Origin of the sequence: Populibacterium corticicola (assembly GCF_042683685.1) — a bacterium.
In the GTDB taxonomy this organism is placed as follows: Bacteria; Actinomycetota; Actinomycetes; order Actinomycetales; family Cellulomonadaceae; genus Timonella; species Timonella corticicola.
Genome location: NZ_JBHUOP010000001.1, coordinates 118,111 through 141,383 on the forward strand (window position 1 = coordinate 118,111; position 23,273 = coordinate 141,383).

Below are 23,273 nucleotides of genomic sequence, written 5' to 3' on the forward strand. Positions count from 1 at the left end.
CTCAGCCCACATAGTTCTTACACACGGGCAACCTTTTCAGGCTGCTCACGGTTTATGGAGAAGACTCATGGCAATAATCAGCGTTGAGCAGAGCACTGCGGTAGAACGTAGCAAGGAGACAATCGCGCTCGACCGAGCCCACGTGTTCCATTCGTGGTCCGCGCAGGGCACATTGGCTCCGATCGATATTGTTGCCGCGCGCGGCGTAACCATCCGCGATGGTGAGGGGCGCGCCTATCTGGACTTCTCGTCGCAACTCGTCAATGTCAACATCGGACACCAGCACCCTGCTGTGCTGGCCGCAATTCACGAGCAGACCGACATCCTGACCACAATCGCACCAAGCCACGCCAACGCCGCCCGCAGTACTGCGGCTAGGCTCATCACAGACCGTGCACCGGATGGATTCAACAGGGTGTTCTTCACCAACGGAGGGGCGGACGCGAACGAGAACGCCATCCGCATGGCCCGCCAGTACACGGGACGACCAAAGATTCTGTCCGCATACCGCTCATATCACGGCAACACGGGCGCGGCGGTCAATGCGACCGGAGATTGGCGCCGCATTCCGAATGAGTTCGCCACCGGCCATGTCCACTTCTTCACCCCGTACCTGCTGCGCTCGGAGTTCTGGGCGCAGTCGCAGGAACAGGAATGCGAACGCGCACTACACCACCTCGAACGGGTCATCCTCAGCGAGGGCCCACAGAGTATTGCGGCGATCCTGCTCGAAACCATCCCGGGCACGGCGGGCATACTCACACCACCACCCGGATACCTGCCGGGGGTCCGCAAACTGGCTGACAAGTACGGAATCCTGCTGATTCTCGACGAGGTGATGGCCGGATTCGGGCGCTGCGGCACCTGGTTCGCCTTCGAGCACTACAACGTGGTGCCAGACCTCATCACCTTCGCCAAGGGCGTCAACTCCGGCTACGTTCCAGCCGGGGGAGTCATCATCAGCGATCCCATCGCCGAATACTTCAACGACCGCATATTCCCCGGTGGCCTCACCTACTCCGGGCACCCGCTCGCGATGGCCGCGATCGTGGGAACCCTCACCGCCATGGATCAGGAGGGTATCGTCGACAACGCCCGTGAGATCGGCAAGACGGCACTTGGGCCCGGGTTGGGTGCGCTCAAAGACGCGCACCCCACAATCGCGGAGGTCCGCGGAGTGGGAGTATTCTGGGCCGTGGAACTCACGGAGCCCGACACAACCGTCCCGCTTGCGCCGACGCAACTGGCGGCCGTGAAAAACTATTGCCAAGACCACGGACTCATCGTGTTCGCGGCAGAAAACCGAATCCACCTGGTCCCACCATGCGTGGTCACCCGCGACGAAGTCGAGGAGGCCCTCGCAATACTTGGGGCTGCGCTCGACGTTCTGGAGGCATCATGACCGTAACTTCACACCAGCCCGAAACCCAGCGCAAGCGGGCGGTCGTGACCGGGGCATCGTCGGGAATCGGAGCTGCCACCGTGCGACTCCTGGTAGCCAGCGGCTGGGATGTGGTCGCCCTCGCACGGCGCGAGGCGCGCCTACGTGCGCTCGCTCAGGAGACCGGCTGCACGTACGTGGTCGCCGATATCACTGCCGACGAGTCGGTTGCCCAAGCGGTCGAGGCCATCACTGCTGGTGGCCGGGTTGATGCGTTGGTGAACAACGCCGGTGGAGCGCTTGGCGCGGACCGCGTGGACAATGCTGACCTCGAACAGTGGTCGCGCATGTATGAACTCAACGTTCTGGGAACGTTCCGGATGACGAACGCCCTGCTACCGGCGCTACGCGAGACGGCGGGGTCCATCGTGGTCGTCACCTCGACTGCCGCGCACGAACCCTATGAGGGAGGAGGGGGATACGTTGCAGCGAAGTTCGCCGAGCGCGTCGCTGCCCGTACACTGCGCCTCGAACTCGTGGGCGAGCCACTGCGCGTGATCGAGATCGCGCCGGGAATGGTGCACACCGAGGAGTTCTCGCTCGTGCGTTTCGCAGGCGACCAGGGCAAAGCGGACGCCGTGTACGACGGAGTGCCCAACCCCTTGCAGGCCGAGGACATCGCCGAGGCGATTCGGTGGAGCCTGAGCATGCCAGCGCATGTCAACGTAGACTCACTAGTTGTGCGTCCCGTTGCCCAAGCTGCGTACACCAAGACCCACCGTGTGACCTCCTGACGGACTTATAGCTCGCTGTTCAGCGTTCAATGTGTGGGGAAACTCGCGGAGGTGTGGGTTATAGACCCACCCATCGTCGAAGAAACCCACACGTCGAGGTTCGCAGTAGGGAACGTACCTAGAAACGTACGGGTAATAGTGAAAGAGAGAGTTAATGTCTGACCTAACTATCGGTTATGCGGCCATGCTGGAGCAGTTCCACCCGACCGACATCGTGGACTACTCGGTTCTCGCAGAACAGCACGGGTTCAGTGGCGTCATGGCGGCCGACCACTTCCAGCCATGGGTTCCCGCACAGGGACAGTCGGCGTTCGTGTGGAACGTTCTGTCCGCACTGGGCGAGCGTACCGTGGGGGACATCGGTCCAGGCGTGACCGCACCAACGTTCCGCTGGCACCCGGCGATGGTCGCCCAGGCCTCCGCAACCCTCGCCGCGATGTACCCTGGACGCCACTGGCTCGGACTCGGTTCCGGCGAAGCACTCAATGAGCACATCACCGGCCAGTACTGGCCCGAGGCCCCTGAGCGGATCAACCGCATGTTCGAGGCGATCGATATCATCAAGAAACTGTTCAACGCCTCGCTCGCAGGTAAGGACGTCAAGCATCAGGGCCAGTTCTACAAGATGGAATCGACTCGACTGTGGACTATGCCTGAGGTTCCGCCGGAGATATTGGTGGCAACTGCTGGACCGGTCACCGCAAAGCGAGCCGGTAAGCATGCGGACGGCCTGATCACGGTGGGTGCTCCCCTGGAGAAGATCGAGATGTTGTTCGGCAGGTTTGCCGCTGGAGCACGCGAGGTGGGTCGCGATCCAGAGACCATGCCAAAGGTATTGCAGATCCACATGTCCTGGGCGCCGACCGATGAGGAAGCCCTGGCGAACGCGATGGATCAGTGGCCGAACGGCGGCATGAAATTCCCCAAAGCGGACATCCGCTCGCCGTTCGAGTTCGAGCAGATCGCAAAGCTTGTACGCCCAGAGGACTTCGAGGGGCGGATGGTGATCTCCTCCGATCCAGACGAGCACCGGGCACACATCCAAAAGTTCGTGGACCTCGGATTCGACCGAATCTACCTGCACAACGTGGGCCGTAATCAGAAGGAATGGATCGAGGTCTTCGGACGTGAGGTTCTGCCGAAGCTGAAGCGATAGGTTGCGCTGAATCCCTGGGCGGAGGGCGGACTCGCAAGGGCGAGGCTGCTCAGAAATTGCTCCAAGATGGGAGGGTACCGTTACATCTGCGTGGTTGTAACGGTACCCTCCCATCGCTCTCCGCATGAGTTAGCAGAAAGGCTCGCAACCGCGTTGGGAGGGGAACGGCCTGGACTGCCGCGAGGGCTCGTCGGCAATGGGAGACCTGGCCGCGCGGGAACGTGAGGGGAACGATCAACTGGACTGATCGTCGGCAAGCAGGAAAGCAGCGGCACTACAAAACGCGAGGGTTCTCCTCGAACGTGCGCAAACGACTCGCGGACCATGTGTACATTGCGCCCCACACGGCAATCACCGACCCGCCAAGCGCCAGCGCCTGGCCGAGTTGGACCTCGCCATCTCGGATCACATGAACCAGCCACCCGCCGACCACAGCCCACAAAAACCCGGCAAAAACTACCGTCTGGTTACGGCCCGAACACAGGTGGCTATACACGTGACGGATTTCCTCGTCGCTCCACCGCTTGATGTTGCCTGCCTCCGTGTTGGTCATGATGACTCGGGAGGAATAGTTCTCAACTGCTTGCAGAGCGATCAGCGGCACGACGGCGATTCCGGCAACCACGAAAGCCTGCGAGTCGCGAGTAATAAGCCACGCGCCAACGAGGGCGAGTATGAGCAGCCAGAAGGTCGCCGCAATCTTGTTGGGCGGGTGCGGGCAGGCGTGTGGGATGAGACGCATGAGTTCCTTTTGGTGTGTGGCGTGCCTATCCAGGGTCGCACATATGGGGCGCGAGTTCAGCACACCGGTTGAGGGCACGAGTCGGATACCAGGTCGAGCAGATGAGCCGATGGGGTTCCTCCGCGGTCCCAGGACGGTGAGATGACCGAAACTTTCCATACCGCGGAGTCAGTGGGAAGCGAGAGCACCCGAAGCTGGGCGGCCTGAGGTTTTGCCGCTATATGACGTGGCACAATCGCAATTCCCAGACCTCTCGTGACTAGGTCGAGCAGAGTGTGCACGTCGTTGACCGTGCACCGCACGCGGCGCGATACGCTCTGGGAGGCGAGCATGGAGTCGTTGAGTGTGCGAATACTCCAGTTCGGGGCAAAGTCGATGAAGTCTTGCCCGTCGAGTTCACTCCAACTGACACGGGAATTGCTGGCCAGACTCGTGAGGGCAGAGTGGCGTTCCGGGACCAGCAACACAAGTGACTCCTGCCCGAGATCGCGGTGCGGCAGCGAGCCAAGATGATGGGAACCGGCAATGAACGCCACGTCCAGGTCGCCGGCTCTGGACATGGCGACAAGGTCGTGAGAACCCGTCTGCACGAACTGGGTCTCCACTCGGGGATGGCGGTGATGGAAACGCTCAAGCAGCGTGACAACCTCGATGATGCCGAGGCACTGCTCTGCGCCGACTCGGAGCGATCCGGTGACTTCTCGGCTTGCTCGTACAACCGCGTCGCGCGCACTCGCCGCGTGGGAGAGCATGTCACGGGCGTAGGGCAGTAGAGCCGAACCTGCCTCAGTGAGTTCGACCCGACGGGTTGTCCGGTCGAACAGGGGAGTTCCCAGTTCGTCTTCGAGGCCGCGAATAGCGGATGAAAGTCCTGATTGGGAGATGCCTGCCAGGTCTGCAGCGCGCGTGAAGTTCCGTTCTTCGGCCACTGCGAGCAGGTATTCCATCTGACGTAAGTCCATTCAGAACTCCTTCTTCTCAATGTGAGTAATTATAACTGTTGGACTTCTAAGAGTAGCGCTTCGTAAAGTGAAACCAACACCGAGAAAGTCTCGATGAGCATCAAAGGAGAAGCACATGCAACAGCGCATGATCGGGGAGCGGAAGGTATCTGCGGTTGGCCTCGGCGGAATGCCGATGTCTATCGAGGGGCGCCCAGACGAACGGCAATCAATCCAGACGATTCACGCTGCACTCGATGCGGGCGTGACACTGATCGACACCGCCGATGCCTACCACCGCGATGCCCACGAGGTCGGCCACAACGAAGAACTCATTGCCCGAGCACTGCGTGAATACGGTGCAGACGACGAGATCCTCGTGGCAACCAAAGGCGGACACCTGCGACCCGGCGACGGTACCTGGACCCGCAACGGTGATCCCGAATACCTCAAGCGCGCAGCAAAAGAGTCAGCCCAGCGACTCGGGGTCGAGGCAATCGGCCTGTATCAGTTCCACCGCCCCGACCCAGATGTTCCCTACGCCGAATCAGTTGGAGCGCTTCGCGAACTCCTCGATGAAGGTGTCATCCGCATGGCAGGTATATCCAACGCCGACATCGCTCAGATTGACGAAGCCCAACGTGTACTCGACGGCAGGCTTGTCTCCGTCCAGAACCAGTTCTCACCCGCCTTCCGATCCAGCCAAGATGAACTGGAGCATTGCGCAAGTCTGGGTATCGCGTTCCTGCCGTGGAGCCCACTCGGCGGGATCAAGAACGCCAAGGACCTGGCAGGAAGGCACAGCGCGTTCCAAGACGTGGCAGAAGAGGTTGGAGTGAGCGTGTATCAGGTCACCCTCGCGTGGGAGTTGGCCCTTGCCCCGGTCGTGATTCCGATCCCCGGCGCCTCGCGTCCTACGAGCATCCAAGACTCAGCCCGCGCGACGGAACTCACCCTCACGAGCGAACAGATCGCTCGGCTATCCGCCTGATCCAGCCCCACAGTGCACAACCCACAAAAACTCATCAACCCGAAGAGAGACCACATGAAGACCTTCACTTTGCCCGGCACCGACATGGTGGTGCCAAACGTCATCCTCGGCCTGATGCGCATCCAGGACAAGAGCGATGATGAGGTGCGCACCCTCATCAGCACGGCACGCGATTCAGGTGTCACGTTCCTCGACCACGCGGCAGTCTACGGAAACGAGAAGCACGGCTGTGAACGGCGTTTCGCCGAGGCCATGCGGCTGTCGAGTTCGGAACGCGAACAGTTCACCATCCAAACCAAGGCGGGCATCATCAAGGATGGCCCCTACTTTGATTTCTCCTACGAGGAACTGATCCGTTCCGTCGACGGGTCGCTCAAGGCGCTGGGCACCGACTACATCGACATCCTGCTCCTGCACCGCCCCGATGCACTGGTGGAGCCCGAAGAGGTGGCTCGGGCATTCGACGAGTTGTCCGCCTCCGGTAAGGTGCGGGCGTTTGGTGTGTCAAACCAGACGCCGAACCAGATCGAGTTGCTGCGCAAGCAGGTGAAACAGCCGATTGTGGCGAACCAGTTGCAGTTGTCCATCACGCATTCGCCGATGGTTGCCCAAGGGCTCGCGATGAATATGCAGGGCTTGGACCAGTCAGTCGTTCGCGACGGCGGCGTGCTCGACTACTGTCGACTCAACGACATCACCGTTCAGGCGTGGTCTCCGTTCCAGGCTGGGTTCTTCGACGGGCCGTTCCTCGGCTCGGACCGCTACCCGGAGTTGAATGCCGTGGTGGACCGTCTCGCGGAGAAGTACGGCGTTCCGGCTGAGGCCATCGCGGTTGCCTGGATTACCCGTCACCCAGCGCAGATGCAGGTTGTGCTCGGCACGACCACTCCGCAACGGGTTGCTGCGGCAGCTCTTGGCTCGGACATCGCGCTCACGCGTGCCGAATGGTATGAACTGCTACGCGCGGGTGGTTACACGATCCCTTAAGGTGGCGTTGCCGTTGGGCTCGTTTTATTGCGGCCAGCGGAACCGTGGTTCTCGAAGAACTGTCAGTTCCGCTGGCCTTATCTGTTCCATTCGTTTCATGTGTTCCGTTGGCTGTTCTCTTGGCGACGAGCCGGAAACTCGGCCAGTTTGCCTGCGTTCCAGCGGTTCACTTTGTACCGGGAGAACCTGCCTAACTCGCGACTCATGTGCTGGAATCCCTTCGTGAACGACTCGTGCTGAGGGACCTACTCAAGGAAATCAAAAGACTCGCTCCGCGATGCGAGGCAGAGCATCTTACCTGCAGAGACGCTGTTCGAGATGCCGATCAACCGGATCATTACTACGATGAATAAAGGCCCGGTTGAAACGAGTACCCGCGTTCTGGTGTGATCGTCAGCGGTGGAAAGTTCGGGCCTACAGGTTGGTGATTCGGCCTGACCAATGCCCCCACAAGGGCGCAGTAAATCAGAAGCAATCACGAAGGAGCACACCATGTCTCATCTGACAGGCAAACAGGTCGCGATTCTGGCGACTGACGGATACGAAGACTCCGAACTCATTGAGCCATTGAAGGCTCTGCGAGAGCACAACGCCATCGTGGACATCATTGCACCCGAGGCAGGCTCGATTCGGGGAAAGAACGGGCACGAAGAACCCGTCACTGTGACAACTGCCGCAGCGGACGCAGCAAAGTATGACGCGTTGGTTCTTCCCGGTGGAGTGGTCAACAGCGACAACATCCGACTCGACTCATTCGCGGTTGAACTTACCCGCGACTTCTTTGAACAACACAAACCGGTTGGCGCTATCTGCCATGCTCCGTGGATCTTGGCCGATGCGGCTGTGCTGAAAGGACGCACCGTCACCTCGTTCAAGAGCCTCAAGACAGACCTCCAGAACGCGGGTGCCACGTGGGTGGACGAAGAAGTGGTCGTGGACCAAGGCCTCGTAACGAGCCGCACTCCTGACGATCTTCCAGCGTTCAACGCCAAACTGATTGAAGAAATCGGTGAGGGGAAGCACGAGGGTCAAACCGCATAGTTTATGGCCCGCATTCAGGAAATGGAAAACCCGCTCGGCTAAGCCGAGCGGGTTTTCACGGTACGAGCTGTCTCAATTTCTCGAGTGGAGCTAAGGGGACTCGAACCCCTGACCCCCTGCATGCCATGCAGGTGCGCTACCAGCTGCGCCATAGCCCCGTGCACTTCTGTGAAGGAAGCACTACTGATACTAGTGGATTGCTTAGGGCCAACGCCAATCGACTTGATGTGATCCACGTCAAACTAGCGTTTGAGATGCTGCCTATAGGCGACGGTGTCTAGCGTGGCCAGTTGTCGATAACGCTCTTGGCTTCCTTGAGGCCGAGTCCAGTGTGCTCACGCAAGGCCTTGATCGCGTTGATGAGTTTGCCCTCAGTAACCAGAGAGTCAATCTCGGCGCGGATATGGGCAGGCAACTCTGCGATGGGATCTTCGAGACTCAGTGAACGCGATGGTGGCGTTGCCGCACTCATGTCCCAGCGTTCCACTATGTCTTTCGCTTCCTTGAGGCCAAGGCTGGTGTGGTCCCGCAGTACCTTGATGGCCTCAATCTTCCGGCCGTCTTGAATAAGGCGCGTGATCTGGTCAGTGACATGGGCCGGCAGGTTATCGAGCGTAGTTTTTACTGGCGCGGCTTTGGCTCCGGTGTAGGGGTTCGCGCCAATCTGGTCGTACCGGCGAGGCTTCAGCAATACGACGATCAGGACGAGTACGACCGCAGCAACACCAGCCGCGATGATAAGCACTGTTGGGTTAGACGTCATGACCTCATCCTATCGACGGACCGCACGGCTCGCAGGTGAGACTTGATGGGTTCGATGGGTTGGGCAGCGGACCTATGGTTCCTCTGCAACGACCTCGACCTTGAAGCCCGCAGTATTCTCAAGCCAGCCCGCGTAATGTTCGCTTCCTCCAGCGTGAGGGTAGCGCTCGTGATACAGCGGCCTCCATCCGTGTGCGGGAGCCAATGCCATAATCGCGTCAACATGGGTACGATCCCCACCTTTGAACGCCAGGTGGTTGAGGCCTGGGCGCCTGCGATTATGTTCGGTGCCTGAAAGGTTTGGCGAGGTGGTGATCGTCAGATACGATCCGTCCGCATTCCACGTCACGCCTTCGCTCCATGCGGCCTCGTGAGTGAATCCTAACTGTTCGAGGAGCCACGCCCACTCGGTGTGCACCGACTTCAAGTCGGCTACCCACAACTCAACATGATGAAATCCCGGCATCCCTCAACCCTAGCGGGTTTCGTTGTACGTGCTGTTTACTTCCCACTTCCCGACGAGTCGGGTATCCAGGCCTTCGGCCCACCTTTGGTCCGTCTCACCGTTGAAAGCAGAGCTGCTCCAGAATCGCTTGCGCGTAAGTTCTGTGTAGGTGGAGCATAGTTGATGGTAGCGTTGCATCGAACTTTCGGATGCTTCGAGCGTCAAATCACAAGGCCCACACTCATGTGTGGGCCTTTGTGTTTCTACAGTGGGGCCGTGTGAGTTCTTCGTCGTGTGGCTGCGGTGCCTTCGAAGAGATCAGTGGTGAGTATTTCGACGAGTTCACTGGGGTCCATGCCTAAAGCTGCAGAAATTCGCGTGAGGGAATTTGCTGTCAAAGTTTTCACGGAACCAACAAATCGCAGTCTTTGCTAAGTTCCTCAGTCACGGTGCGGTAGACGAAGAGCTCCCGACACGGTCTTTAATACCTGCCACCATACGATGGTCGGCGCCTTCGATTTGATCTTGTGAGAACCCTGCATTCAAGAGCTTTGAAACTGATCTACGCTCAGCCCAATTCAGTTCCGCTTTGGAAAAGAACGACGTCACGTGCGGCATGAATGGCACAATGAAACCGAGAACACCAAGAACCGTGAGAACCCAAGAAAGCGAGCCAAAAGGATGCTCGCTACTCATAGAAATCCACCATAGGAGCCAACTAAATAAGAGCAATACTGCGAAGCGAACAGCCCAGATGGCGAAGCGAAACTGTCGGTGGACAGTTGCCGCTGTGCGCTCCCGGATACGTCTGATCCTCTCTTGATCGGCTTTCTGGCTCTGATCAATCGTGCTCGCCATCTGATGTATCGTTACGCGGTGTGCCTCCGCCTCGGCTTCGGCTGCTTGCCGTGCGCTCACTTCGCGCGTCTTCTCTACAAGCGTCTGACGTGCTTGCACCTCTGCATTCGTGAGCTGAGACTCTAGGCTCACTACTTCGCGTTGGAGCGGCTCGGCAATTGAGTTTTGTACGCGCTCTAGAACTGAGAAGGGCAGGTCATTGCTTACCGCTTCCTCGTCTCCCAGTGTTTCGTACATAAAGGCGTCTCGGCCGATGCTGGTCGCGCGGAGGATCATCGCACCGTCCTGAGAAACGGAACCCGCCTGCTCAAGTTTCTCGATCTCATCAACGTATTTCTTCCACAGAATCGGTGATGGCTGCATGCCTGCGTAAGCACTAGCCAGAACGATCTCTCGGGGCACTTCATCGGCAAGAGCGGAACTTCGTAACCACAGGATGCTGGCAATGGCTTCAGCTGTGACTGCTAATGGAAAAGCTGGACCATGGTTGAATTCGCGTGCGCCGCGTACGAGGTTTGAATTTGATGAGATGAAGACAGCTTTGCAACGCTCAATAGTGCTTGACTGGTTGCCTTCCCTCAGCCTATGGATAGCCGAGATCGAGTGGACATCGTTGACCCGTGCGGCATCCTGAAGATAGTGCACACGTCTCTGAATAATGTTCTCAAGTTTGTTCTCATCAAGGCCGTACTCGTAGTATCCACCTGGCAGATCAATCACACTGATGCCTAGTTCAGTTACTTCCTTCTCAAGGCGCCCTCGGAGTTCTGCGATGTCAGCAGGTTCTGCTCCGATGTCAGTAAAATGCAGATAGCCGGTACTCGTTGAACGCGACAGGCTACCTCGACGTAGGGAACTCTCGATCGCCTCTAGAATGCCGTCAAGTTCAGAAAGCGAGTGTCGGAACATGGCCAGAGTCGCACCTTGCTTCGTTGCCAGAGCAAGGACATGCTTCATAGCAGTTTCAGGAACAGGGCCGTGGTATCCAAGCAAATCCATTACCACGGGCGAGTCGAGAACGAATATAAGTTGGGCAAGGGAATCACTCATATTAGACATATCCAGTTCAAGGACTGAAGCCAACATCGCGCCTTTTGCAGCCTCAACTACGTACCCGAAACGTACTTGGTCTGTTTTGTATAAGTTGTCAACGAACACAGAGACGACATAGTCGAGTCCAGTGCTTTCTGCGCGCACAGGCTGACTAGATGTAAGGCTGGCGCCGAGCAGGGGTACCGCATTCTTATCGAAGAACTCCGCCAAATGAGCGCTCAGGTCTCGTGTCGTGAGTTCAAGATGCTCTGGAAAATGGCTCTCGATGAATGCGGCTAACTGGGTAACTAATTCGGTCTGGCGGCTTCTATACTGCGTAACTTCTGCATTTAGATCAGGGAGTTCACTTATTGCGCGAGCGGTTAGGCGGATTGCACTATTACCTACGGGTGCAGTTAATCCCTGCTTATTTGTTCTTCTCAATAATCGTGGGAGGACGAGTGTAGGGATGCTTAGCCCAAACATCTCGCGGATCAGTTCTGAAACTGCGTTTCGTTCGACACTCTGAGAGTTTGAGTGCGCAATCGCTGACAAAACGAACGGAACAAAGTTATCCAGGTAATTGGGGGCTTGAGCGTTGTAATTTGCGCGTAGAATCGCGTATCCAACTAGTGCAGTGCCGGGTGTGTTCATGTATCGTCTCATTCTTTCTTTGTGTCAGATTTGTGAGTAATCGAAAGGACCCCTCACGGATTGTACGGGCATCTATGTGCAGATGGTTTTGGTGTTCACGTTCTGGACGTCAATCGGCATCTTTGATAGTGAACTGATTTAAAATTTTTTGTCCAAATCCTTTAAGAGAATATGAGTGGCTGAGTGTTAATTGGGTAGTTACGAATAGGTGAACCTTCGTTCTTGTACTGTAATGCTCACCAACTATGGTGGATAAAAAGAATCTCAGTAGCATAGATGAGTCGATGATCTTGGGATCGGATGGGAGGTCGGGTATCGAGAGTTGCTGTCTTGATAGCAACTTGTGGAAAAGCCGCGTGGGCTTCGTGGTTTGTCGGAGGGGACTAGTATCCTGTTGATTGATGCAGCAGCCTATAGTTTTGTGCTGCTGACGTGGATCAACTGAAACCGGAGGGCTGAATCGTGCCGAGCACACCGTCGACCAGTCCTGTGGAGATCCAGATTGGTCAGCGTATCCGTGGTTTGGTGCCGCAGAGAATCGCCACGATTAAGGCGATTGACGTTGTTGATACCGATTTGCTCGATGTCTTCTATTCCGATGAAACGGGTGCGAGTGGTTCTCGGATGGTTACGCGCGGAGAGTGGGAGGCGTTCGAGGTTCTGTCGGAGGCCGACGTGGCTCCGGCGTTTACAGCGGATGCTGATGAGTTTCGTTTGGCTTCCGAAGCGCTGCGTATCAAGTATGCGGCGCTGTATGACCCGATGGCGGCGATCAACAGTTCTGATGTTGATCCGCTTCCGCACCAAATTCGCGCGGTGTATGAGGAGTTGCTTCCTCGAATCCCGTTACGGTTCCTGTTAGCGGATGATCCGGGTGCCGGTAAGACGATTATGGCGGGTCTGTATCTGAAAGAACTGATGCTGCGGTCTGACTGTGAGCGCGCGATCATTGTGGCGCCTGGCGGCCTCGTTGAGCAGTGGCGTGAGGAACTGTCGCAGAAGTTTGATCTCAAGTTTGAACTGTTCGGCCGCGAGATGGTGGATGAAGCTCAGGGACGTAATGTCTTCGCGGAGCACCCGTATCTGATTGTTCGTATGGATCAGGTTTCCCGGAGTGAGGATCTGCTCGAACAACTTGAAGATGTTTCGTGGGACGTCGCAATCGTCGATGAGGCTCACAGGATGTCGGCGCACTATTCGAATTGGGCGGGCGAGGTCACGGAGACTAAGCGTTTCAAATTGGGCCGCTTGCTTTCACGGACTGCTCATAACTTTTTGCTGATGACGGCTACTCCGCATGCAGGTAAGGAAGAGGACTTCCAACTGTTTATGTCGCTGCTTGACCCGGATAGGTTTGAGGGCAAGTACCGGCATGGTGTGCACCGTACGGATACCAGTGGCCTGATGCGCCGTATGGTGAAGGAAGATTTGCTGACCTTTGAGGGTAAGCCACTGTTCCCGGAGCGCCACGCATACACGGTTGAGTACGACTTGAGCCCCGCTGAACGCGATTTGTATGACCAGGTCACGGATTATGTGCGCACGGAAATGGGTCGTGCAGAGCGTATTGCTCAGGACGGCGATAAGAAACGTGGCAATAACGTCGGGTTCGCGTTGACGGTTCTTCAACGCCGCTTGGCATCCAGCCCGGAAGCGATCTTGCGTTCGCTTGAGCGCCGCCAGCAGCGCCTTGATGGTCGGTTGCGTGAAATGCAGCGTGCCCACATTACGCAAAGCACCCCAAATCTAGCGGGGGGGGGGCTCATTTGCTGAGTCATCCACAGGACGTGGTGACTCGGGATTTGATGCCTTCCCGAACCTGTCGTTTGAAGAGTTAGCTGACCTCGACGAAGAATTAAGCGACCTTGAACGGCAACGTTTTGAGGAGCAGGTTGACGCGGTTGTTGATCTAGCGACAGCTGCGCAGACGATCCCTGAACTTAAAGTGGAAATCGCGATCCTCGAGGATCTGATTCGTACTGCACGGGCGGTTCGCCATCAGGGCGAGGACAAGAAGTGGGTGCAGTTACGCGCCATCCTTGACCAGCAACTGTTGGAAAACAGTGATTCGGGCCAAGCCCGCAAGATTATTGTTTTTACCGAACACAGGGACACGCTGGATTACCTTCAACGGCGGATCACAGCTCAGTTTGGCCGTGCTGATTCTGTTATCACGATTCATGGTGGCACGAGCCGAGAGGACCGTAAGCGTGCCCGTGAACAGTTCACGCATGATCCGGAAACGGCGGTTCTTCTTGCAACGGATGCGGCAGGTGAGGGGTTAAACCTTCAGCGGGCGCACCTGATGGTGAACTACGACCTTCCGTGGAACCCGAACCGCCTGGAACAGCGATTCGGACGAATCCACCGAATCGGGCAGCGCGAGGTGTGCCACCTGTGGAACATGGTTGCTCGCGACACCCGTGAGGGCGATGTATTTGCCAAGCTACTCTCCAAGATTGACCAGATGGAGCAGGCGTACAACGGCAATTTGTTCAACGTACTTGGCGAGTCCGGCGCATTCCAGGAACGGTCCCTGCGTGATCTTCTCATTGAGGCTATCCGTTACGGTGACCAGCCGGAGGTTAAGCAAAAACTTGACCGGATCATAGATTCCAGCGTTTCCGATGGGTTGAATGAACTGGTCGCGGAGCGTACTTTGCACCCCGAAATGTTCAGCGCGTTGAGCCTTGACGAGATCAAGGAACGCATGGAGGAGTCCCGTGCCCGGAGATTGCAGCCTGGCTATATTGCGGCCTTCTTCATCCCCGCGTTTATGCGTTTGGGCGGTCAGATTCGCAAACGTGAGAAGGGCCGATACGAGATTGTCCAGGTTCCTGCCCGGATCGTTGAGACGGCGCGGCGGCTGAACAGGTGGGCACCTGTTGCGCAGCAGTATGAGCGGGTCACCTTTGAGTTGGAGCTGGTTCGCCTTTCAGGGTCGAGTCCTGCGGCGTTGATCGCGCCGGGGCATCCGCTCCTACAAGCCGTCATCGAGTTGATTATCAGTGACATGGGCACCGCGCTCGCTCAGGGAACGGTCCTTGTCGACCGTAGAGCCGAACAGGACCGTGAACTCATGCTTCTGTACACGGTTGAGCAGCGAATTCGACAGTATTCTGAGCCGGACCGGGCAGTTTCTCATCATTTCGACTACGCACTTTTGCGCCGCGATGGACACACTGATGTTGTCTCAGCACCTCCATATTTGGACTTTGATCCACCGAAACCCGATGAACTCGACGCAATCGACGAGGTCCTTAAATCTGAGTGGGTGAGGCAAGACCACGAGAGCGCAGTCCGCGGCACGGTCTATAGGAACGGCGCGCTGCCGCGTCTGGCTGAGGTAAGAACTCGGATTGGCGACGAGTCGGCGCGTGTGCGCTCGCAGGTTATGGAGCGTTTACTCGCTGAAATTAATCATTGGGATAGCGAACATAATCGTCTTGCTGATCTTGAGCGTGCGGGAACGGTCGGTCGGATTCGTGCCGAGAGCGCGTACGCGCGTGCCCGCGCGTTGGACTCGCGCCTTGAGGGACGTCTCGCGGAGCTGGATGCGCTGTCTAACTTGGTTGCGGATTCGCCTGTGGTTCGCGGGCTCGCGCTCGTTGTTCCGCGCGACCTACTGGATTCGGGCACAGGGGAGCAGCGCAACTCGTCCGCAGAGGCCCGAGAACTCGTAGAGCGTAGGGCAGTCGATGCTGTTCTTGCTGCGGAGCGGGCTCTTGGGCGGACTCCCGTGGAGCAGGTCCGCAACAATCCGGGCTTTGATATTCGATCCACCAGCATCGACGGTGAGGCGTTCTTTATCGAGGTTAAAGGACGGATCGAAGGTGCAGATATTTTCACGATCACGACCAATGAGGTGTCGTTTGCGCAGACTCAAGGCGCACGTCATAGGTTAGCGCTGGTGAAGGTGTCGAGTGCTGGTCCCGAGCGCGATGAGTTGCGCTATGTGAGCGATGCATTCGCCCATATCGAGCCATCCACCAGCACGAGGTCGCTCAACGAGGTGTGGGAGGACTACTGGTCACGGGGAGGCCCACCAACATGAGGTAACCACCAGCTCCGCCATTTCGTCTGCTTACCTCTGAGGAATCACCGTGACTGTCACACCCAAAAAGAAACTTATTGAAACCTCCCTCCCACTCGAAGCGATCAACGCTGCGGCCTCGCGCGAGAAGTCGATTCGGCATGGGCACCCATCTACGCTGCACCTGTACTGGGCGCGCCGTCCGCTAGCTGCTGCTCGCGCGGTTCTCTTTGCCCAGCTTGTGGATGATCCGGCTTCACGCCCAGAGGAGTTCCCAACTGTTGCTGAGCAGGACCGTGAGCGTACCCGGTTGCACCAGCTTCTCGAGCAGTTGGTGGTGTGGGAGAACAGTAATGACGAGTCCCTGCTACGTCAGGCACGTGATGAGATTCGTAAGAGCAACGGCGGAGAGCTACCTGCTGTCCTTGACCCCTTTGCCGGGGGTGGTGCGATTCCACTCGAAGCGCAACGCCTTGGGCTTGAAGCGCATGCAAGCGACCTGAACCCACTCGCGGTGCTCATCAATAAGGCGCTCATCGAGATCCCACCGTGTTTTACTGGCAAATCTCCTGTGTTCCCCGGTAGTGCTGGGACGAGGCAGGGCTGGGACCGCGCCGAAGGTCTCGCGGAAGACGTTCGCGCATACGGGGGATGGATGCGGGACAAAGCCGAGGAGCAGATCGGTAACCTCTATCCCACGGTGACGGATGAGCACGGCGTGGAACGCACGGTCATCGCGTGGATCTGGGCGCGGACGGTTGCGAGCCCAAACCCGGCAAACCCTATTGAGGTGCCGCTGGTGCGTTCGTGGTGGCTCAGCAAAAAGAAGGGCAAGGAAGCTTGGATTGAAGCCACAGTGGTTGATGGTCAGGTGCGGTACGAGGTCCGCCACGACGCGGATGGGCCAAAGGGCGACGGCGATGGGACCAGAGTTGGTCGAGGTGCGGTATCGCTGGCTGATGGAACCCCAATCTCGAGTGATTATCTGAAATCGGAGGGAAGCGCTGGGCGCTTTGGGGCACACCTAATGGCTGTAGTTGCTGAGGGAGACAGAGGTCGGCTTTATTTCTCTCCAACCCAAGCTCACATCCAAGCAGCGCAGGTGATGAAACCCATCGAGGTGCCTGAAGAAGAACTGCCTTACGATCCACGAAACATTTGGACCCCGGCCTATGGGCTAACAAGATTCTCGGACCTGTTCACGAACCGCCAGTTGGTTGCGTTGACAACACTGAGCGATCTGGTTGCTGAGGCTCGGGAACAGGTGCTCGCGGATGCTCGAGTGGCAGGCCTAAAGTCTGGCGATCGACTCGAAAATGGTGGTTCTGGTGCCAAGGCCTATGCGGATGCAGTGGCCACCTACCTAGCTCTCGCGGTCAGTAAATCTACTAACACAGGGTCGTCACTTACCAGTTGGATGAATGACCGTGGAGCCATTAGGGAGACTTTCGCACGGCAAGCGATACCAATGGTTTGGGATTTTGCTGAGGTGAATCCTTTGGGGGATTTCGGAGGAACCCTAACGTCCTCCTTGGAAAAACTGGTTCTGGCTCTTCAGCACCTACCAAGTGGTTCGGGAACCGTTATCGCTGCGGATGCAGCGAATAGGGAATACACCGGTTTAGTGGTCTCAACTGACCCTCCTTACTACGACAACATTGGGTACTCGGACCTTTCAGATTTTTTCTACGTTTGGTTGAGGCGTTCTCTAGACAAAGTACAGTCAAGAGCGTTTGGCACAATGCTGACACCAAAAGCCGAGGAACTCGTAGCAAACCCGTACCGACACGGCGGCAAAGCAGGTGCCGAGAGGTTCTTCGTTGAGGGGTTCAACTCCGTGTTTGCGCGAATTAGACAGGGCGCGAATATTGAGGTCCCGTTGACCGTCTATTACGCGTATAAACAGCAGGACTCTGGCGTGGATGGAACAAGTTCTACGGGATGGCATACCCTGCTCAATGGCCTCATCGAAGCCGGTTGGGAAATTACAGCCACTTGGCCGATGAGAACGGAGGGCAGCGGCCGATTGCTTGCGAAAGGCACAAACGCACTCGCCTCGTCGATTGTGCTTGCGTGCAGACCCCGGCCAGAAGAAGCTCCCACCACTACTCGACGTACGTTTGTCTCAACTCTTCGCAGCGAGCTTCCCGAAGCTCTGCGAACCCTGATCCAGAGTTCGATTGCTCCGGTAGACCTGGCTCAGGCAGCCATCGGACCGGGTATCTCGGTGTTCTCCCGTTATGTGCGGGTCCGCGAAGCAGACGGCTCGGATATGACGGTCAAGGACGCGCTCCTGCTCATCAACGCAACGCTCGATGAAGTCATTGGCGAGCAAGAATCAGACTTCGACGCCGAAACTCGTTTCGCGGTGAAGTGGTACCGCCAATACGGCTGGGAACAGGAAAACTCGGGGATTGCAGACCAACTCGCTAGGTCGTCGGACACCTCAATTTCCGCGCTGGAACGTGGCGGAATCTTCGAAGCCAAGGGCGGAAAAGCCCGGCTCCTCGGTCCCGAACAGCTCGACGGCACCTGGGATGTTGCCGCAGACAAACACGTGAGTGTTTGGGAAGCAACTGTCCGGGTTGCGGCCATTATGGCTAAAGACGGCCTTGAACGTGTGGCGAGTATCTTGCCGGACATCGAAAGCCGCGTAAGCCTCGACGCCATTAAGGAACTCGGCTTTTTACTCTTCCACGAAGCAGAAAAGAAGAAGGCAACGCAGGACGCAATCCTGTTCAACGGTCTTGTCACCGCGTGGGGTGACATGACCGTACAAGCACGTAAGTTCGCGGGCACTCCGCGATCATCACAACCAACTTTCGACTTCGATGGTGAAGAGGACTAGACGATGGCAATGAACAACCGTGACAGGGTCGGCAAGGCTTTCGATCTGCTCTCCGAAGGGCTGAACGACATAGTCGATGAGGTGATGTCCAACGCTTATGGAACCACTGAATGGAACGAGGCGTGGGCGGTAGAAGAAGCTCAGAAGCACGGACGAGCACCACGCCCGATGACCAAGCACGACGTGCAGGTCCAATTGCGGGCGCTTACAGAGCAAGGAAAACTCTTCAACGACCAGCTCTCGCGTGCTCAACAAAGTTTCGCCTCCGAACTGCGTGAAAGCCGCAACCGGTGGGCGCACAGCGAACCATTCAGTTCCGATGACGCAGTGCGTGCAATCGACACGATCGAACGCCTCCTCGAAGCAGTTGGCTCCACCGACTCTGCGCAAGATGCACGCAAACTTCGCATCGACCTCCAGCGCACAGTCTTTGAAGACCAAACGCGCCAGAAGGTAAAACGAAGCCACGTCTCTATTGACCAAGCTGCCGGACTGCGCCCGTGGCGTGAAGTGATCCGGCCCCACGATGACGTTGCACGAGGCGAGTTTACTGCCTCAGAGTTTGCGGCGGACCTCCATCTCGTTCATACAGGACAAGCCACGAGCCCTGAGTACGGAGACCCTGTCGAGTTTTTCTCCCGGACCTACCTCACCGACGGCCTGCGTGACCTACTCTCCCGAGCGCTACGCCGTGTCAGCGGAGACGGTGGAGCCAGCCCGGTAGTGAACCTCCAAACCAACTTTGGCGGTGGAAAAACCCACTCCATGCTTGCGCTCTACCACCTGTTCAGCGGTACACCAACGCAGCACTTCCCACAAGAACTACAGGAACTCATCGCCGAAACAGGGCACACAGAACTGGACACGCGGCACGTGAAACGTGTCGCGCTCGTTGGCACCTATCTCAAACCAGGTTCACCGCTTATCAAGGACGACGGAACCGAAGTCAACACCATCTGGGGTGAGCTTGCCTGGCAGTTAGGTGGGCTGGAAGCCTACCGGCTCGTCGAAAAGGATGACAAAGCCGGAACCAACCCGGGTGAAGCGCTCCGCGAACTCCTGCACCAACACTCGCCAGCGCTAATTCTCATCGACGAGTGGGTCGCCTACGCGCGCCAACTCGTGACCGACAAAGAACTCCCAGCGGGATCATTCGAAACCCAGTTCACCTTCGCGCAATCGCTCACCGAAATTGTGCGTTCCATACCCGGAACCATGCTTGTCGTGTCGATCCCCGCATCCGACACAGGGGAACAGGGCGCGGGAAACGACATCGAAATCGGTGGCGCAAACGGCCAAGCCGCACTCGAACGCCTCCAAAACGTAGTGCGCAGAGTCGCCGACCAATGGCGGCCATCCAGCAAAGACGAATCCTTCGAAATCGTACGACGCAGGCTGTTCCAAACCCCCGACGCCAACGGACTCACCGCGATCTCAGCAACCGCACGAGCCTTCGTCATGATGTACCGCGGGGATGCCAAATCCTTTCCGAGCGATGCCTCAGACGGAACCAACACGTACGAAATGCGTATCCGCAGTTCCTACCCACTGCACCCAGAACTCCTAGACCGGTTGTACGAGGACTGGTCCACCCTCGAACGATTCCAACGAACCCGTGGTGTCCTCAAACTCGTGTCCTCGATTGTGCATGAACTGTGGGCATCCAACGACTCCTCACCGCTGATCCTTCCCGGCAACGTCCCACTTGACGCGACAACGGTGAACACAGACCTTACGCAGTACCTAGAAGATCAGTGGAAACCAATCATCGACTCCGATATAGACGGTTCAGGTTCCACAGCACATCAGATTGACCTTGCCCGATCATCGCTCGGGCAGCGTTTTGTAACGCAGCGTATTGCTCGCACAATCTTTATTGGAGCAGCACCGCGTAACAAGAGCACCCGAAAGGGCCTCGACAAGCAGTACCTGTGGCTTGGAACGGCTATTCCTGGCGACGCGCTCGGTAACTTCGGCCAAGCCGTTGAACTCCTCGCAGAACGTTCAACCTACTTCTACGAGGAACAGAGCCACTACTGGTTCGATACCCAACCCTCCGTGGCGAAAGCAGCCAGCGACTATGCCGCGCAACTCCGCGAGGACATGGACCAGGTATGGAACGAGATCACCCGAAGGCTTGCGGCAGAAGAACGTAAACGAGGAACCTTCGACCGCGTACACATCGCCGCCGAAACTAGCGCAGACGTGCCTGACCTCGAAGAAACCAGACTCGTTATCGCCCACCCACGTACCAACTACCGCAAACAAGACGGCCCTGACGCAGCAGCATTCGACTGGGCGCGCAAGGTGGTCGAAACCAAGGGTGCAAGCCAGCGAACCCACCGAAACTCACTGGTGTTCCTCGTTGCAGACCGCTCCGAACTCGAACGCCTCGAAGACGCCACCCGAAACTACCTCGGCTGGAAACGGGTACAAGACACAAGCGACAGTCTCAACCTCTCGACTCAGCAACGAAACCAAACAGACAACCAAGTAGGAAAGTTCAATCAGACCGTAGACACACGCATCCAGGACACCTACGCATGGGTGCTCTACCCAGAACAAACTGACCCCACCAAGCCATTCACGCTCACATCAGTGAAAGTAGCGTCATCAGGTGTAAAGACACTCGCCGAACGCGTCAGCCAAAAGCTCGAAAACGAAGACCAACTCGTTAAACGGCTCGGCCCATCTATGCTCGGAATGACACTCACCGATCAACTCGCGAGCAAGTGGGAGCAAGACCGCGAAATCACCGTTGGGGAACTGTGGGGATACTTCACACGGTACAACTACATGCCACGGCTCACTCGACGTGAAGTCCTAGAAAACGCTGTAGAACACGCCTTCGAATCGGTGCTCATCGGGAACGAGCGGTTCGCAATCGCCGCCGGAAAAACCGACGACGGCACGTACCTCGACCTCACCATCCCACCCACAAACAGTGGCGCAACCTTCCAGATCACTAACTCGACACTGCTCGTGGAACACGAGCATGCGCTGGAACAGCGGGTAGTGGAGGAGAAACCGGGCGAAGGCGCGGGATTCGGTACGGAAGATGATGATGGTGGCACTGGAGACGAAGCCCCGACGGGGACGGACGTTGGTACCACGTGCGGCGGCTCGATCGGGCAAGGTGCCAGGACTGGTGCCACAGGTGGTGGACAGGGCACCCCACCCGAGCCCGCGAAGCCTACGCGGTACTTCGGAACCGTAAAGATCGACCCCCAAAGGTACGCCCGCGACATCGGCATGGTCGCCCGCGAAGTCGTGGACCGACTAGCCGCATCAGGTGTGGACCTTGAAATTACCCTCGACATCCAGGCAAGCAAACCAGCAGGCTTCGACGAACACGATATCCGCGTAGTTACCGAGAACGCGGCCAACCTGAAGTTCGACCCATCCTCCGGCTTCGAAAACCACTAGGGGAGCAGAGCAGATTCATCCTTACTAAATGCGCAGGCCACCACCTAATCTGGTGATGGGTATGACTACTTCGCGTGTGGATGGGCGTAGTAGTTCTGAGTGCAACCAACCGTCTTCCACCTAACAGAGAGCTCCACCAATGCCGTATGAACCGATCCTTCCTGAAGGATTCAAACTTGGCGACTCCCGAGTGAGTCCAGGTGATTTCTCGGGCAACATGTTTGACGAAGATGGAAATACTGGTGGAACAGCTGCCTTTCGATGGGTTGACTATGAATCTGAAGACGATGATGCCGAAGGAGATGCGGATGAATCCAACGCTGCAGGCGTAGTCGCTCTCGTAGCGGTTGGGACCGCGCTTGTGGGGGTTGGAGTCGCAGCCGCGTTGGGCACCCAATACCTGATCAACAAGGTTCGATCTTCGAGGCTAGAAAAGCGGCAGGCTAAAGAGGAAGCCGACGCACTAGAGCGGGCTGAGGCGCAGAAGGCCGCTGACGTTGACACTCAGGACTCAGCACAACAGCCTGAACTTGAGAATCCAGACTTTGCGGATTTTGCAGTGCAGGACGAACTCGTGAAATCCGTTGAGGATTTACTTGCTGAGCCACTAGAAACTTCTTCAGAATCCGAGACGACAGATACCCACAGGGATCGTCAGATAGTGAATGTTCATGAGTACGAGTTTGAAGACGATGGAGAGCAATTCAGAATGAGGAGTTCTCGGTCAGTCTGAATACCCGCGTCTGTTGAGGGCTGTGATATCTGATTCAGCGTCTGAGGTGCTACCAAGTCGTTGCTTAGCGTAGGGCTGGACGGGATACCTAGAGCGGGTTAACCACGACAGTGCTGGGGTCAAGCCAGTCAACTGTGGCGTTCTGTAACCCCAAGGTCAGCGCCTCGGCCGTCCCGCACCATGATCTCAACTCGCATGTCAGAAGGTCTGGCTGGCCGATGATAAGAGCTTCCTCGGCAGCCTCAACCAAGTCGTTGACACATTGACGCTGATCTCGATCCGACAACACGGATATCCAGGGAAGAGCCTCAATGATCTGCTCAGCTAGGTTCTCAGGGGCACTTACCACAACCGCAATGAGTTGAGTCGCGTTATCGTGGAGGTTCCATCGGAGTGATTCCATGTAGCAAGCCTTGCTCATACGTCACTAAGAGGGCAACGGATTCTTG

Annotated in this window: 17 protein-coding genes and 1 tRNA gene; 11 read left to right on the forward strand and 7 right to left on the reverse strand. The window is 57.2% G+C overall.

The genetic code is table 11. The features are described 5' to 3' along the window. Nucleotides 1-67 precede the first annotated feature (67 nt). The 3 genes from ACFSYH_RS00555 to ACFSYH_RS00565 all read left to right on the forward strand — a co-directional run bounded on the left by ACFSYH_RS00555 (nucleotide 68) and on the right by ACFSYH_RS00565 (nucleotide 3,331). On the forward strand, nucleotides 68-1,402 hold the full coding sequence (locus tag ACFSYH_RS00555) for an aspartate aminotransferase family protein (RefSeq protein ID WP_377464471.1): 1,335 nt from the start codon (nucleotides 68-70) through the stop codon (nucleotides 1,400-1,402). Beyond that, on the forward strand, nucleotides 1,399-2,175 hold the full coding sequence (locus ACFSYH_RS00560; protein WP_377464472.1) for an SDR family NAD(P)-dependent oxidoreductase: 777 nt from the start codon (nucleotides 1,399-1,401) through the stop codon (nucleotides 2,173-2,175). Before ACFSYH_RS00555 ends, ACFSYH_RS00560 begins: the two co-directional genes overlap by 4 nt. 154 nt (nucleotides 2,176-2,329) lie before the next feature. Beyond that, the gene (locus tag ACFSYH_RS00565; RefSeq protein ID WP_377464473.1) at nucleotides 2,330-3,331 is read left to right on the forward strand and encodes a TIGR03557 family F420-dependent LLM class oxidoreductase; all 1,002 of its coding nucleotides are present in this window, start codon (nucleotides 2,330-2,332) and stop codon (nucleotides 3,329-3,331) included. 274 nt (nucleotides 3,332-3,605) lie between these two features. Here ACFSYH_RS00565 and ACFSYH_RS00570 read toward each other — a convergent pair whose 3' ends face one another. Both ACFSYH_RS00570 and ACFSYH_RS00575 read right to left on the reverse strand, forming a co-directional pair. After that, nucleotides 3,606-4,073, reverse strand: coding sequence for a hypothetical protein (locus ACFSYH_RS00570; protein WP_377464474.1), 468 nt, complete (start codon nucleotides 4,071-4,073; stop codon nucleotides 3,606-3,608). Between the two features lie 56 nt (nucleotides 4,074-4,129). Beyond that, the gene (locus tag ACFSYH_RS00575) at nucleotides 4,130-5,035 is read right to left on the reverse strand and encodes a LysR family transcriptional regulator (RefSeq protein ID WP_377464476.1); all 906 of its coding nucleotides are present in this window, start codon (nucleotides 5,033-5,035) and stop codon (nucleotides 4,130-4,132) included. Nucleotides 5,036-5,150: 115 nt separating this feature from the next. Here ACFSYH_RS00575 and ACFSYH_RS00580 point away from each other — a divergent pair, with 115 nt between their 5' ends. From ACFSYH_RS00580 to ACFSYH_RS00590, 3 genes are all read left to right on the forward strand, one after another. After that, nucleotides 5,151-6,005, forward strand: coding sequence for an aldo/keto reductase (locus tag ACFSYH_RS00580; RefSeq protein WP_377464477.1), 855 nt, complete (start codon nucleotides 5,151-5,153; stop codon nucleotides 6,003-6,005). 54 nt (nucleotides 6,006-6,059) lie between these two features. Continuing rightward, nucleotides 6,060-6,992 (forward strand): aldo/keto reductase, encoded by a 933-nt coding sequence (locus ACFSYH_RS00585; protein WP_377464478.1) that lies wholly within the window; start codon nucleotides 6,060-6,062, stop codon nucleotides 6,990-6,992. Between the two features lie 492 nt (nucleotides 6,993-7,484). Beyond that, nucleotides 7,485-8,033 (forward strand): type 1 glutamine amidotransferase domain-containing protein, encoded by a 549-nt coding sequence (locus tag ACFSYH_RS00590; protein WP_377464479.1) that lies wholly within the window; start codon nucleotides 7,485-7,487, stop codon nucleotides 8,031-8,033. Nucleotides 8,034-8,118: 85 nt separating this feature from the next. Here ACFSYH_RS00590 and ACFSYH_RS00595 read toward each other — a convergent pair. The 4 genes from ACFSYH_RS00595 to ACFSYH_RS00610 form a co-directional block, all read right to left on the reverse strand. Next, nucleotides 8,119-8,191: transfer RNA gene (locus ACFSYH_RS00595), tRNA-Ala, on the reverse strand. A 119-nt stretch (nucleotides 8,192-8,310) separates the two neighbouring features. Beyond that, nucleotides 8,311-8,796, reverse strand: coding sequence for a ribosomal protein L7/L12 (locus ACFSYH_RS00600; RefSeq protein ID WP_377464481.1), 486 nt, complete (start codon nucleotides 8,794-8,796; stop codon nucleotides 8,311-8,313). A gap of 72 nt (nucleotides 8,797-8,868) precedes the next feature. After that, nucleotides 8,869-9,261 (reverse strand): VOC family protein, encoded by a 393-nt coding sequence (locus ACFSYH_RS00605; RefSeq protein ID WP_377464482.1) that lies wholly within the window; start codon nucleotides 9,259-9,261, stop codon nucleotides 8,869-8,871. Between the two features lie 423 nt (nucleotides 9,262-9,684). Continuing rightward, the gene (locus tag ACFSYH_RS00610) at nucleotides 9,685-11,784 is read right to left on the reverse strand and encodes a hypothetical protein (protein ID WP_377464483.1); all 2,100 of its coding nucleotides are present in this window, start codon (nucleotides 11,782-11,784) and stop codon (nucleotides 9,685-9,687) included. Nucleotides 11,785-12,246: 462 nt separating this feature from the next. Between ACFSYH_RS00610 and ACFSYH_RS00615 the strand changes: the two genes are divergently transcribed. From ACFSYH_RS00615 to ACFSYH_RS00635, 5 genes are all read left to right on the forward strand, one after another. Further along, on the forward strand, nucleotides 12,247-13,557 hold the full coding sequence (locus ACFSYH_RS00615) for a DEAD/DEAH box helicase (RefSeq protein WP_377464484.1): 1,311 nt from the start codon (nucleotides 12,247-12,249) through the stop codon (nucleotides 13,555-13,557). A gap of 172 nt (nucleotides 13,558-13,729) precedes the next feature. After that, nucleotides 13,730-15,838, forward strand: a complete 2,109-nt coding sequence (locus ACFSYH_RS00620) for a helicase-related protein (RefSeq protein ID WP_377464485.1) — start codon at nucleotides 13,730-13,732, stop codon at nucleotides 15,836-15,838. Nucleotides 15,839-15,887: 49 nt separating this feature from the next. After that, nucleotides 15,888-18,665, forward strand: a complete 2,778-nt coding sequence (locus tag ACFSYH_RS00625; protein WP_377464486.1) for a DUF1156 domain-containing protein — start codon at nucleotides 15,888-15,890, stop codon at nucleotides 18,663-18,665. A gap of 3 nt (nucleotides 18,666-18,668) precedes the next feature. Further along, nucleotides 18,669-22,091, forward strand: a complete 3,423-nt coding sequence (locus ACFSYH_RS00630; protein WP_377464487.1) for a DUF499 domain-containing protein — start codon at nucleotides 18,669-18,671, stop codon at nucleotides 22,089-22,091. 217 nt (nucleotides 22,092-22,308) lie between these two features. Then, nucleotides 22,309-22,824 carry a hypothetical protein gene (locus tag ACFSYH_RS00635; RefSeq protein WP_377464488.1) on the forward strand — a complete coding sequence of 172 codons (516 nt, stop codon included), beginning with the start codon at nucleotides 22,309-22,311 and terminating at the stop codon, nucleotides 22,822-22,824. A gap of 88 nt (nucleotides 22,825-22,912) precedes the next feature. Here the strand turns inward: ACFSYH_RS00635 and ACFSYH_RS00640 are convergent, their stop codons facing one another. Further along, nucleotides 22,913-23,227: a hypothetical protein gene (locus ACFSYH_RS00640; protein ID WP_377464489.1), complete on the reverse strand. Its 315-nt coding sequence runs from the start codon at nucleotides 23,225-23,227 to the stop codon at nucleotides 22,913-22,915. Nucleotides 23,228-23,273: the final 46 nt, after the last annotated feature.